Source organism: Streptomyces sp. NPDC034085 (assembly GCF_055575555.1).
The window spans coordinates 142,200-154,379 of sequence record NZ_JBVISL010000001.1 but is presented as its reverse complement, the minus strand read 5'-3'; the positions used below and the strand labels follow the sequence as shown (position 1 = coordinate 154,379).

Here is a 12,180-nt window from a genome sequence, read left to right as displayed (position 1 = left end):
GACCCGAGTAGTCCAGTACGCGGGCGGCCCTCCGCCTTGCGATGCACGGCACCAGACGCCGCAGGGCCCGCCCTTCGGGCGGCCGGCGCTACTGTGCGGACACCCCCTAGGCCCGCGCTCCGCGACGCTCACCGGGCGGGGTCTACGGGCGGCCGCCCATGCGGGTCACCGCGCCGGCCGCCGCGCGGCAGCCCGCACGGGCCGACTCCGCCGGGGTGGCCCCCGACAGGCGGGCCGAGAGGAAGCCGCCGGTGAAGGCGTCCCCGGCGCCCGTGGTGTCCACCGCCTCGGCCGGCTCCGCCTCGACCTCGGCGGTGATCCGGCCGCCCTCCGCGACGAGCGCTCCGCCGGTGCCCCGGGTGACCACCACCAGCGGCACCCGCCGGCTCAGCTCCTCGGCCGCCCGGGCCGTTCCGGCCGTCCCCCGCACCCCGGCCAGCAGCCGGGCCTCGTCCTCGTTCGGCAGCAGTACGCCGGCCCCCGCCACCGCCTCCAGGAACCGCTCCGCCCCCAGCTCGGCCAGGAACCCCGCCGAGGCGGGGTCCACGCTGACGGGCACCCCCCGCGCCCGGGCGGCCCGCAGCGCGACCAGGGCCAGCTCCCGGCTGCTGTCCGAGAAGAACAGGTAGCCCGACAGGTGCAGGTGCCCGGCACCGTCCAGCAGCGCCGGCACCCAGTCGGCCGGGCACAGCCGCAGCGAGGCCCCGCTGTCGGTGAGGAACGTGCGCTGCGCGTCCTCGCCGACCAGCGCCACCACCGTCCCCGTCGGCTCCGCCGGATCCACCACCAGCCGGGGGCACACCCCCGCGTCGACCAGCGCCCGCTCGTGCCAGCGGGCCGACTCCGCACCCACCCTCGCGAGGAGGCGTACCTCCGCCGTACCCGTACGGGCCGCCCAGCAGGCCGCGTTGGCCCCGGCGCCGCCCGGGAGGGTGCGGATGCGGGCGGCGGTGTCGGTGGCCGGGGCCAGGGGCTCGCGGTGCACCGCCACCACGTCCGTCACCACGTCGCCGACCACCAGCAGCGCCCCCGGTGCGGGCACCGCCCCCGTCATGCCCGGGCCGCCCAGGCCCGGGCGATGCGGGCGCCGAGCCGCACGTTGCCCCGTACCGCCGCCAGGTTCGCCTCCAGCGAGGCACCGCCGGTCGCGCGGACCAGGAACGCCAGCAGGAACGGCGTCACCGCCTGTCCCGTGATGTCCCGCTCCCGGCACTCGGCCAGGGCCTCGGCCAGCACCGCGTCGTGCAGCGCCGGATCCAGCTGATCCGCCTCCGCCACCGGATGGGCCACCAGCAGCGCCGACTCCGGTCCGCCCACGGCGTCCTGGGCGGCCATCACCGCAGCCACCTCCTCCGGCTCCTCCACCGTCCAGTCGACCGGCTCGCCGGAGTCGGCCAGGTAGAACCCGGGAAAGCGCTGCGTGCGGTAGCCGACGACACCGACGCCCAGCGTCTCCAGCCGCTGGAGCGTGGCCGGTACGTCCAGGATCGACTTGACCCCCGCGCACACGACCGTGATCCGGGTCCGGGCGAGCAGCGACAGGTCCGCCGACTCGTCCTGCGAGCGCGTCCACTCCCGGTGCACGCCGCCCAGCCCGCCCGTGGCGAACACCCGCAGCCCCGCCCGCGCGGCCAGCGACGCCGTCGCCGACACCGTCGTCGCCCCGGTCGCGCCCGCCGCGACGGCGGGAGCGAGGTCCCGGTGGCCCAGTTTGCGCACGCCCACGCCCGCCGCGATCCGCTCCAGGGCGGCCTTGTCGAGCCCCACCCGGGCCACGCCGTCCAGCACGGCCACGGTCGCCGGGACCGCGCCCTCCGCCCGGACCAGGGCCTCCAGTTCGAGACCCACCTCCAGATTGCGCGGGCGCGGCAGGCCGTGCGCGATGATCGTCGACTCCAGGGCGACGACGGGCCGGCGCGCGGCGAGCGCCTCGCGCACCTCGTCCGACAGGACCGGTCCACCGGACGGGGATGCAGTTGCTCCGTGCTGTGACATGTCCCCATCCCTGGCACGGGATCCGCGCCCCCAAACACCCCGGTCCCGCTCCGGCGCGAACCTGTCCGAGTAGCGTTCCCGCATCGGCCACCCGGGGCTTCCACGACGAACTCGATTCCGCCGGCCCGTGCTCGGTGCGCGCCCCCCTGGGGTGCGCGCGGTCGACGGAGTGACGCGTCGGACGCGCCCGTGCTGGACGCTCTGGTCACCCCGCGGGGCCGGTGGACGGCCCTAGGGTGACGGATCATGAGCACCAGTGACCGCGGCCCCGCCGCCCCCGGCTCCTTCGCCGTGCCCGTCGCGGACCTCCCCGACTCCGAGCTGGAGGCCGAGGACCTCGACCCCGCACAGATCGTCTCCGGCGCCCCGGTCGTGACGGGCAAGGTGCTGTGGGAGTCGCCGGACGGCTCGCAGATCCGGGGGATCTGGCAGATCACCCCGGGGGTGGTCACCGACACCGAGGCCGACGAGCTGTTCGTGGTGGTCAGCGGCCGCGCCACCATCGAGGTCGAGGGCGGGGCGACGCTGGAGGTGGGCCCCGGCTCCGCCTGCGTGCTCCGGGAGGGCGACCGGACCACCTGGACGGTCCACGAGACGCTGCGCAAGGCCTACCACATCAACTGCTGACCCCGCCCGGGACGCCCGTGCTGCCGCACGGCGCCCGTCGACCGGCGGGCGGGGACCGTCATACCCGGGCCCCACCGGCCAGGAGGGGCCTCGACGCCACGGGCTAGGAGCCGGACTTCGGCGGCGCGGCGTGCCGCCGGGCCGTGAACAGGGCGAGCGCCGCCATCGGCAGGAGCAGCGCCGCGCCGATCGCGTTGAGCCAGCCGTAGCCGGCCTGGGCCATGACCAGGCCCGCTGCGGCGCCGCCCACGCCGGCCGCGGTGTTCATCGTCAGGTCGCTCAGCCCCTGTACGGCGGCCCGCGCGGCCTGCGGCACCGAGTCGGTCAGCAGCGCCGAGCCGGAGACCATCCCGGCGGACCAGCCGAGCCCGAGCAGGAAGAGGCCGGCGGCGCTCTGGGCGTGGTGGCCGTCCGCGGTGCCGGCGAGCAGCGCGGCGACCGAGAGCAGCCCGGCGGCGAGCCCGATCACGGACAGCCGGCCGAGGCGGTCGGCGAGCCAGCCCATGACCGGGGAGAAGGCGAACATCCCGGCGATGTGCCCGCTGATCACCAGGCCGACGAGTTTGAGGCCGGCGCCGTGATGGCCGAGGTCGACCGGGGTCATGACCATGATCGAGACCATGGTGGTGTGCGATACGGCGACCGTCAGCAGCGCGAGCCGTGCCCGCGGGGAGGCCTTCACGGCGGCGAAGCCGGCGCGCAGGGAGCGGGCGTGACGGGACTGTTCGCCGGTCCCGGCCAGCGCGCGGGCGGTCAGCAGCGGGTCCGGCCGCAGGAACACGGCGATCAGCGTGCCGGTGAGGACGAAGACGGCGGCGGCCCAGACGAAGGGGCCTGCCGTCTGGGGTATGGAGGTGCCGGCGAAGCTGTCGCTGGCCGGGGCGGAGAGGTTGGGGCCGAGCACCGCACCGAGGGTGGAGGACCAGACGACCAGCGAGATCGCGCGGGCCCGCCGGTCGGGCGCGGCGAGGTCGGCGGCGGCGAAGCGGGCCTGGAGGTTGGCGGAGGAGGCCGCTCCGAAGGCGGCCATGCCGAGCATCAGCAGCGGGAAGCTCTTGACCGAGGCGGCCAGGACCACCAGGGCCGCGCCGAGCGTGCCGATCGCGTACGCCACCACCAGGCCCGGCCGGCGTCCGCGCGCGGTCATCAGGGCGGCGAGCGGCAGCGAGACCAGCGCGGTGCCGATCACGGAGGCGGTGGAGGCGAGGCCGGACAGGGCCTCGGTGCCGCTGATCTCGGTGGCGAGTACGGGGGCCAGGGCGATGCTGATCGGCACACCCAGGCCGCCCAGCATCTGGCTGGCCATGAGCACGGCGGATATCCGGCGCTGCAGGCCGGGCAGCGCGGCCGCGTCGACCGGCGCGGTGCCCGTCGTACCGGCGGAGGTGCCGGGGGAGGCGGTCACGCCGCGCACCCCCGTCGCGGGAGTTCGGCGGGGGCGGACGGAGCGGGGCCTGGTGCGGCGGGAGTGGTCACGGCGGCAGTTTCCCACCGCGGGCCGCCCGGGGAAACCGGGTATGGCCGATCGCGGTCCGGCCGGCACCGGCTGCCGGCGGGGCGGGAGACGGCGCAGGTCAGAAGAGGGGCTGCGGGAGCACGCCCTCCAGCGCGAGCAGGATCCGCTTGGTCTCCACACCGCCCCCGAAGCCCCCGATCCCGCCGTCGTTCTCCACCACGCGATGGCAGGGCACGACCACCGGCAGCGGATTCGAGCCCATGGCGTTGCCCACCGCCTGGGCCGCCCCCGGCTGCCCGGCCCGGGCGGCCAGCTCCCCGTACCCGACGACCGAGCCGTAGGGCACCGAGCGGTCGAGCTCCAACAGCACCTGGCGGTTGAAGCCGGAGCTGAGCCGCCAGTCCAGCGGCAGCTCGAAGCGGCGCAGCGAACCGGCGAAGTACGCGTCCAGCTGGCGTATCGGCTCGGCCAGCAGCACCTCCTCGCCCGGGGCCGGGCGCCAGGCGTCGGCGCCGAGCCGGGAGACGAGCGAGCCGATCATCCGGCCGGCCCGGTCGGGGCCCGCGTGGAACTCGACCCGGACCAGGCCCTCGGGGGTCGCGGCCAGGAGCAGGGGGCCGATGTCGCTGGGGACGACGGTCCATTCGAGGTGCGGCCCGCGCGGCCGCTCGGTGCTGTCCACGCCCCCACGGTACGGCCCCCCACCGACAGCGCCGCCGCCCCGCCCCGGGAGGCCCGCCCCGCCTCGCCCGCGCCCCGCGCCGCCGGCCCCGGTCCGCCCCCGCCCCGCTCCTCAGAAGCCGGTCACGGCGTTCTGCACGACGTCGGGGGCGTTCGTGATGATCCCGTCCACGCCCATGTCCTGGACCCTGCGGGCCGTGGCCGCGTCGTCCACGATCCAGGTGTCCACCTCCAGGGCCCGGCCGTGGGCCCCCAGCAGCGCGTGGACCGCCCGCACCCAATCCGCCGAGATCGTCGTGTGCCACGGGTTGATCCGGTCCGTGAACTCCGCGTACCGCGGCAGGTCGGCCACGGCTGGGGTGCCCAGGAAGGCCGTCACCAGGTCCGGGCGCAGGCCGTGCACGGTCCGTACCGAGTCGGCGCTGAAGCTCTGCACCACCAGCCGGCGGGCCACGTGCTCCTCGTCGAGCCAGCCCGTCTCGTCCAGGAGCTCCAGCGTCTCCTCCTCGATCCCGGGGTAGAGCTCCGGCTTCTTGATCTCCAGCAGCAGCCGCTGCCGGTTCTGCTGGGCCCGCCGCAGGTACGCGCGCAGCGTCGGCACGCGGGCGCCCGCGAACCGCGGCGCGAACCAGCTCCCCGCGTCGAGCCGCGCAATCTCCGCCGCCGTGAAGTCCTTCACCCGCCAGGGCCGGCGGCCGGGGAAGAGCTCCTCGACGTCGGTGGTGCGGGCGAGGGTGTCGTCGTGGACCACCACCAGCTGGCCGTCGCGGGTCCGCTGGACGTCGTTCTCGACCCAGTCGAAGCCCAGCCGCCTCGCCAGGTCGACCGCCTCGAGGGTGTTCTCCGGGGCGTACGCGGAGGCCCCCCGGTGGGCGTACACGACGGGGCCCAGCAGCCCGGTCGTGCCGGCGGGGGAGCCGGGGCCGGTGGCGGCCGGGGAGGCCGTCCCGCCCAGCACCGCGAGGGTGAGGCCCAGGATCGCGGCGGCGGCCGCGGCGGCGGGTCGGACGTACATGTGCTCTCTCCTCGGGTCGTGAGCCCTGTTCCTGCGTCAGACGGCGGCGCGGAGGCAGACGTTGTGGCGGTGCACTTCACGGCGGAGCGTTCACGGCGATCATCGGCGCGAAGATCACCGGGCCGCCACCGGACTACGACAAAAGGACCGGAAAGGGGGAGATCCGCTCCGCCCGCCGGACCTGTGGCGGGGCACCGCGGCCCGGCGGGGGGACGTGAGTGTCAGTGCGGAGTCGTACGGTGGAGTCATGCGGCCCGTATCGAAGATCGAACGCACGGTGGCACCCTTTGAGGTCGTCAGCCCGTACCAGCCCAGTGGTGACCAGCCGGCGGCCATCGCCGAGCTGGAGAAGCGCATCCGCGCAGGTGAGAAGGACGTCGTACTACTCGGTGCGACCGGCACGGGCAAGTCCGCCACCACGGCCTGGATGATCGAGAAGCTCCAGCGCCCCACGCTGGTGATGGCGCCGAACAAGACGCTGGCCGCCCAGCTGGCGAACGAGTTCCGCGAGCTCCTGCCGAACAACGCCGTCGAGTACTTCGTCTCGTACTACGACTACTACCAGCCCGAGGCCTACGTTCCGCAGTCGGACACCTACATCGAGAAGGACTCCTCGATCAACGAGGAGGTGGAGCGGCTGCGCCACTCCGCGACCAACTCGCTGCTGACCCGGCGCGACGTCATCGTCGTCGCCTCCGTGTCCTGCATCTACGGCCTCGGCACCCCGCAGGAGTACGTGGACCGGATGGTCCCCCTCAAGGTGGGCGAGGAGATCGACCGGGACCAGCTGCTGCGCCGCTTCGTCGACATCCAGTACACGCGCAACGACCTCGCCTTCACCCGGGGCACCTTCCGGGTGCGCGGCGACACCATCGAGATCTTCCCGGTCTACGAGGAACTGGCCGTCCGCATCGAGATGTTCGGCGACGAGATCGAGGCACTGTCCACCCTGCACCCGCTGACCGGCGAGGTCATCAGCGCGGACCGCGAGCTGTACGTCTTCCCCGCCAGCCACTACGTCGCCGGCCCCGAGCGCATGCAGAAGGCGATCGCCGGCATCGAGGCCGAGCTCGCCGAGCGCCTCGCGGAGCTGGAGAAGCAGGGCAAGCTGCTGGAGGCCCAGCGGCTGCGCATGCGCACCACGTACGACCTGGAGATGATGCGCCAGATCGGCTCCTGCTCCGGCATCGAGAACTACTCGCTGCACATGGACGACCGCGAGCGGGGCTCGGCGCCCAACACCCTCATCGACTACTTCCCCGAGGACTTCCTCCTCGTCATCGACGAGTCCCACGTCACCGTGCCGCAGATCGGGGCGATGTACGAGGGCGACGCCTCGCGCAAGCGGACTCTGGTCGACCACGGGTTCCGGCTGCCGTCCGCCCTGGACAACCGGCCCCTGAAGTGGGAGGAGTTCCTGGAGCGGGTCGGCCAGACCGTCTACCTGTCGGCCACCCCCGGCAAGTACGAGCTCTCCCGCTCCGACGGCTTCGTCGAGCAGATCATCCGCCCCACCGGCCTCGTCGACCCCGAGGTCGTGGTCAAGCCCACCGAGGGCCAGATCGACGACCTCGTGCACGAGATCCGCAGCCGGGTGGAGAAGGACGAGCGCGTCCTGGTCACCACCCTCACGAAGAAGATGGCCGAGGACCTCACCGACTACTTCCTGGAGCTCGGCATCCAGGTCCGCTACCTGCACAGCGACGTCGACACGCTGCGCCGCATCGAGCTGCTGCGCGAGCTGCGGGCCGGCGAGTACGACGTCCTGGTCGGCATCAACCTGCTGCGCGAGGGCCTCGACCTGCCCGAGGTGTCGCTCGTGGCGATCCTCGACGCGGACAAGGAGGGCTTCCTGCGCTCGGGGACCTCCCTCATCCAGACCATCGGCCGCGCCGCCCGCAACGTCTCCGGCCAGGTCCACATGTACGCGGACAAGATGACCCCGGCGATGGAGAAGGCCATCGAGGAGACCAACCGGCGCCGCGAGAAGCAGATCGCCTACAACACGGCCAGGGGGATCGACCCCCAGCCGCTGCGCAAGAAGATCAACGACATCGTCGCCACCATCGCCCGCGAGGAGCTGGACACCGAGGAGCTGCTCGGCACCGGCTACCGGCAGGCCAAGGACGGCAAGGGGCCCAAGGCCCCCGTCCCGGCGCTCGGCGGGGCGGCGACGGCATCGGCCAAGGGCGGCAAGGCCAGGGGCGGCAAGGCGGCCAAGGGCGCGGCGGCCGCCGTGCCGACCGACCGGCCCGCCGCCGAACTCGCGGCGCTCATCGAGCAGATGACCGACCGGATGAGGGGAGCGGCGGCGGAGCTCCAGTTCGAGGTGGCCGCCCGGATCCGCGACGAGGTGGGCGAACTGAAGAAGGAGCTTCGGCAGATGAGGGAAGCGGGCCTCGCCTGACCCGGGGGCGGTCAGTAGGGTGTGGAACCAGCCGCAGGTGCACGCTGCGGGCCCTTTTAGGGGGCGGGCTATGGAGAGGGGAACGCGCGTGACGGTCAACATGACCAAGGGTCAGGCCATCAGTCTGCAGAAGACGGACGGTGGCACGCTGACCGCGGTCCGGATGGGCCTCGGCTGGCAGGCGGCCAAGCGCCGGGGTCTGTTCGGCTCGCGGACGCGGGAGATCGACCTGGACGCGTCGGCGGTGCTGTTCGCCGACAAGCAGCCGGTGGACGTGGTGTTCTTCCGCCACCTCCAGAGCGACGACGGCTCGGTCCGGCACACCGGCGACAACCTCGTCGGCGGCGTCGGCCAGGGCGGGGACGACGAGGCCATCCTCGTCGACCTCCAGCGGGTCCCGGTCCACATCGACCAGATCGTCTTCACGGTGAACTCGTTCACCGGGCAGACCTTCCAGGAAGTGCAGAACGCGTTCTGCCGCATCGTCGACGAGACCAACGGCCAGGAGCTGGCCCGCTACACCCTCGACGGCGGCGGCCAGTACACCGCCCAGATCATGGCGAAGGTGTCCCGGGCCGGCGCCGGATGGCAGATGACGGCCCTCGGCAACCCGGCCAACGGCCGGACCTTCCAGGACCTGATGCCGGCGATCCTGCCGCACCTGTAAGAGCACGACGGGAACAAGAGAAGAAGGCACGGGGGAGGGGCTGCACGATGACGGCCGAACTGGTCCGGGGGCAGAACCTCCCCGTGCCCCACGAGAGGATCGAGGTCAGGGTCTCGGCGGGCACCCCGGTGCTCGCCCTGGCCGCGCTGGCCGACGAGGAGGGCCGCCTCGCGGGCCCCGGGGCGCTGGCCCATCCGGGAGCCCCGGCCCCGTCCTGGCTCGGGCTGCCGGGAGAGGCCGCCGACCGGCACACGCTGGCCGTCGACCTCGACGCCGTCGCGGCGGAGGTCCACCGGATCGGCGTGCTCCTCGTGCTGCCGCCCGGCGGGCCGTCGCGCTTCGGCGCCGTGCCGGCCGCGCGCGCCGCGGTGGCCGCGCCGGACGGGCCCGAGTTCGCCGGCTTCACCCTCACCGGTCTTGACGCCGAGACCGCCGTGGTGGCCCTGGAGCTCTACCGGCGCCAGGGTGCCTGGAAGGTCCGGGCCGTGGGCCAGGGGTACGCCGACGGGCTGGGCGCGCTGCTCACCGACGGCGGCCTGGCCGCGCCGCAGGCCGCCGAGCTGGCCGGCGCCGCCCTGCGCGCGGCCGCCCGGACCGCCGGGGACGGCCACGCCCTCGCCTCCCTCCCCCCGCAGGCCGGGGCGGAGCCGCAGGACGGCGGCACCGGCCGTCCCCCCGCGCCGCAGGCGCCCGCGGCCGTCCCCGGGCCGCCGCCGGAGCCGGTCCCGGTCTCCGGGGCGCCCTACGCCGGCACCCCCGGGCCCGCGGCCGCCGCGGGACCGCCCACCATCGACTACGCCCACCCGCGCCGGCGCCGCACCAGCGCCGAGGCGCCCGAACCGGCGCCCCGCCCCGCGCCCGCCGCCGAGCCCGGCCGGCCCCCGGCCCCCGTCGCCGGGGACGCCGCCGGCTGGTCCATGGACGAGCGGCTCTACAACCAGGTCTGGGGCATGTTCGAGGACCTGGCCCGGACCGTCGCCGCCTACCGCAGCGCCGTCGACTTCGCCGACTCGCGCCTCGACCGCGAACTGGACGAAGCCCTGTCCGACCCGCGCCACCGCATCGGCGGCGCCGCGGACGCCGCCCGCGACACCGCCCGGGCCCGCCGCGACGACCTGGTCGCGCAGGCCCGGGCCGTCCTCGACCGGGACCTGGCCCAGCTGGTCGCCGAGTCCGAGGTGGTCGAGCCCGCGCTGCCGCCCGCGTACGCCCGCTGGGACAACCCCGTCTGGCACGGCCGGGGCGTCCCCGAGGAGGCCCCGCTGGCGCTGCGCCTGGGCAACCTGAGCCTGCCCGAGATGCCCGGCCTGCGGATCCCGATGCTGATGCGGGTGCCGCTGGAGCGCGGCCTCTGGATCGACAACGGCCGTACCGGCTCCGAGGCCGCCATGGCGATGGACACCGACCGGTTGCGCCGGGCCGCCATGGACATGGCCGTCGCGCACGCCGTGCGGCTGCTCGCGGTGCACCCGGCCGACCGGATCTCCGTCCACGTCATCGACGCCGCCGGGGCGGGCGCCGCCTCCCTGGCCCCGCTGGTGCGCGCCGGAGTGCTGGCGGCGCCGCCGGCCGCCGGCGCCGAGGGCGTCAGCCGGACCCTCGCGCAGCTCACGCGGCGCGTGGACCTCGTCCAGATGGCGCTGCGCGCCGACGCCCCCGAGGACCTGCCCGCGGACGTGGACCGGGCCGAGCAGCTGCTGCTGGTGCACGACTTCCCGCACGGCTTCGACGACCGGGCGGTGACCCAGCTGCGCTACCTGGCCGACGAGGGCCCGGCGGTCGGGGTGCACCTGCTGATGGTCGCCGACCGGGACGAGGCCTCCGCGTACGGGCCGCTGCTGGACCCGCTGTGGCGCTCGCTGATGCGGCTCTCGCCGGTGCCGGACAGCCACCTCGCCGACCCCTGGGTCCAGCACGCCTGGACCTTCGAGCCGGACCTGCCCCCGCAGGGCAGCACGGTCCTCGACCAGGCGCTGGACCGAGTGAGGGAGGCCCGCCGCGCGGCCCGCCCGTGAAGCGCCCATGACCGATCGGTGACCCCTTCTTGGGGAGCCCTTTACCTTTCACCCCTTCCGCCGGTACTGTGGGACCCGCGGAGGGGAGTATTCCTGCTATTTCCTGCGCGGCGTGCCCGTCAATACGGACCTGTGTGCTGATGTGACGCAGTCGGTCCCGGGGCGCCGGCCCGCGGCCTCCCGGCCGCCGGGTGGAAGAGACCTCCGGCAGCGATGACGCTGACCCTGTGCTGAGCCATCCGCCGGAGGCGTGAATACCGTGGACGTTTCGATGAACCTGTGGGTGCTGACCGTTGCCGGTCTGTGCATCCTCATCGGCGCCGATTTCCTCATCGGCCGCAAACCGCACGACGTTTCGATCAAGGAAGCGGGCATCTGGACGGTCGTCTGGATCGTGCTCGCCGTCCTCTTCGGCCTCGGCCTGCTGTTCTTCGGCAACGGCCAGGCCTCCCAGGAGTTCTTCGCCGGCTTCATCACCGAGAAGTCCCTGAGCGTGGACAACCTCTTCGTCTTCGTCCTGATCATGGCGAAGTTCTCCGTACCCTCCCACCTCCAGCAGCGCGTCCTGCTGGTGGGCGTTCTGATCGCCCTCGTGCTGCGCGCCGTCTTCATCGCCGCCGGCGCCGCGATCATCACCACCTTCTCGTGGGTCTTCTACCTCTTCGGCGCCTTCCTGATCTACACCGCCTGGAAGCTGATCCAGGAGGCCCGCAAGGACGAGGAGGACGAGGAGTTCGAGGAGAACCGCCTCCTGAAGACGATCGAGAAGAAGTTCGGCGTCGCCGACCGCTACCACGGCACCAAGCTCTTCATCCGCAGCAACGGCAAGCGCGTGCTGACCCCGCTGATGGTCGTCATGCTGGCCATCGGCACCACCGACGTGCTGTTCGCCCTGGACTCGATCCCCGCGATCTTCGGCCTCACCCAGGACCCGTACATCGTCTTCACCGCCAACGCCTTCGCCCTGATGGGCCTGCGCCAGCTGTACTTCCTGATCGGCGGCCTGCTCAAGAAGCTGGTCCACCTCAGCTACGGCCTGTCCGTCATCCTCGGCTTCATCGGCGTCAAGCTGGTGCTGCACGCCCTGCACGAATCCGGGGTGCACGTCCCGCAGATCTCGATCCCGCTCTCCCTGGGCGTCATCTGCGGCGTCCTCGCGATCACCACCGTCACGAGCCTGCTGGCCTCCAGGAAGCAGCAGGCCGCCGAGGAGGCGCAGGCCAAGAGCATCGACGCCTGACCGGCGGCCGCACGCCCGACGGGCCCGGGAGCACGCTCCCGGGCCCGTCCCGTCATTCCGGTCCGACATACCGTCAA

At 73.8% G+C, this 12,180-nt stretch carries 10 protein-coding genes; 5 read left to right on the top strand and 5 right to left on the bottom strand.

Annotated elements, in window-relative coordinates; all coding sequences use genetic code 11:
* Positions 1-142: 142 nt before the first annotated feature.
* Together ACZ501_RS00735 and ACZ501_RS00730 are read right to left on the bottom strand one after the other, a co-directional pair.
* Positions 143-1,054: a carbohydrate kinase family protein gene (locus tag ACZ501_RS00735; RefSeq protein WP_468791475.1), complete on the bottom strand. Its 912-nt coding sequence runs from the start codon at positions 1,052-1,054 to the stop codon at positions 143-145.
* Positions 1,051-1,995 carry a pseudouridine-5'-phosphate glycosidase gene (locus tag ACZ501_RS00730; RefSeq protein WP_468791472.1) on the bottom strand — a complete coding sequence of 315 codons (945 nt, stop codon included), beginning with the start codon at positions 1,993-1,995 and terminating at the stop codon, positions 1,051-1,053. Before ACZ501_RS00730 ends, ACZ501_RS00735 begins: the two co-directional genes overlap by 4 nt.
* A gap of 246 nt (positions 1,996-2,241) precedes the next feature.
* Here ACZ501_RS00730 and ACZ501_RS00725 point away from each other — a divergent pair, with 246 nt between their 5' ends.
* A complete protein-coding gene (locus ACZ501_RS00725) occupies positions 2,242-2,622 on the top strand; it encodes a cupin domain-containing protein (RefSeq protein ID WP_361603085.1) in 381 nt (126 codons plus the stop codon).
* Between the two features lie 103 nt (positions 2,623-2,725).
* Here ACZ501_RS00725 and ACZ501_RS00720 read toward each other — a convergent pair whose 3' ends face one another.
* The 3 genes from ACZ501_RS00720 to ACZ501_RS00710 form a co-directional block, all read right to left on the bottom strand.
* Positions 2,726-4,027 (bottom strand): MFS transporter, encoded by a 1,302-nt coding sequence (locus tag ACZ501_RS00720; RefSeq protein ID WP_468791469.1) that lies wholly within the window; start codon positions 4,025-4,027, stop codon positions 2,726-2,728.
* Positions 4,028-4,196: 169 nt separating this feature from the next.
* Positions 4,197-4,760 carry a methylated-DNA--[protein]-cysteine S-methyltransferase gene (locus tag ACZ501_RS00715; RefSeq protein ID WP_361603079.1) on the bottom strand — a complete coding sequence of 188 codons (564 nt, stop codon included), beginning with the start codon at positions 4,758-4,760 and terminating at the stop codon, positions 4,197-4,199.
* A 111-nt stretch (positions 4,761-4,871) separates the two neighbouring features.
* Positions 4,872-5,774 (bottom strand): glycerophosphodiester phosphodiesterase, encoded by a 903-nt coding sequence (locus tag ACZ501_RS00710; RefSeq protein WP_361603076.1) that lies wholly within the window; start codon positions 5,772-5,774, stop codon positions 4,872-4,874.
* A 247-nt stretch (positions 5,775-6,021) separates the two neighbouring features.
* On the opposite strand from ACZ501_RS00710, the gene uvrB reads away from it, so the two are divergent.
* The 4 genes from uvrB (at position 6,022) to ACZ501_RS00690 (ending at position 12,103) form a co-directional block, all read left to right on the top strand.
* A complete protein-coding gene (uvrB, locus tag ACZ501_RS00705) occupies positions 6,022-8,181 on the top strand; it encodes an excinuclease ABC subunit UvrB (RefSeq protein WP_361603074.1) in 2,160 nt (719 codons plus the stop codon).
* 88 nt (positions 8,182-8,269) lie between these two features.
* Complete coding sequence (locus tag ACZ501_RS00700) at positions 8,270-8,848, top strand: TerD family protein (protein ID WP_361603072.1); 579 nt, start codon at positions 8,270-8,272, stop codon at positions 8,846-8,848.
* 47 nt (positions 8,849-8,895) lie between these two features.
* Complete coding sequence (locus tag ACZ501_RS00695; protein WP_468791466.1) at positions 8,896-10,863, top strand: TerD family protein; 1,968 nt, start codon at positions 8,896-8,898, stop codon at positions 10,861-10,863.
* Between the two features lie 259 nt (positions 10,864-11,122).
* On the top strand, positions 11,123-12,103 hold the full coding sequence (locus ACZ501_RS00690) for a TerC family protein (RefSeq protein ID WP_468791463.1): 981 nt from the start codon (positions 11,123-11,125) through the stop codon (positions 12,101-12,103).
* The last annotated feature ends 77 nt before the right edge of the window (positions 12,104-12,180 follow it).

Excerpts from the sequence above, each read along its gene's own strand:
- ACZ501_RS00710 (WP_361603076.1), bottom strand. The coding sequence starts at position 5,774 with ATGTACGTCCGACCCGCCGCCGCGGCCGCCGCCGCGATCCTGGGCCTC.
- ACZ501_RS00735 (WP_468791475.1), bottom strand. The coding sequence starts at position 1,054 with ATGACGGGGGCGGTGCCCGCACCGGGGGCGCTGCTGGTGGTCGGCGAC.
- ACZ501_RS00725 (WP_361603085.1), top strand. The coding sequence starts at position 2,242 with ATGAGCACCAGTGACCGCGGCCCCGCCGCCCCCGGCTCCTTCGCCGTG.
- ACZ501_RS00730 (WP_468791472.1), bottom strand. The coding sequence starts at position 1,995 with ATGTCACAGCACGGAGCAACTGCATCCCCGTCCGGTGGACCGGTCCTG.
- uvrB (WP_361603074.1), top strand. The coding sequence starts at position 6,022 with ATGCGGCCCGTATCGAAGATCGAACGCACGGTGGCACCCTTTGAGGTC.
- ACZ501_RS00695 (WP_468791466.1), top strand. The coding sequence starts at position 8,896 with ATGACGGCCGAACTGGTCCGGGGGCAGAACCTCCCCGTGCCCCACGAG.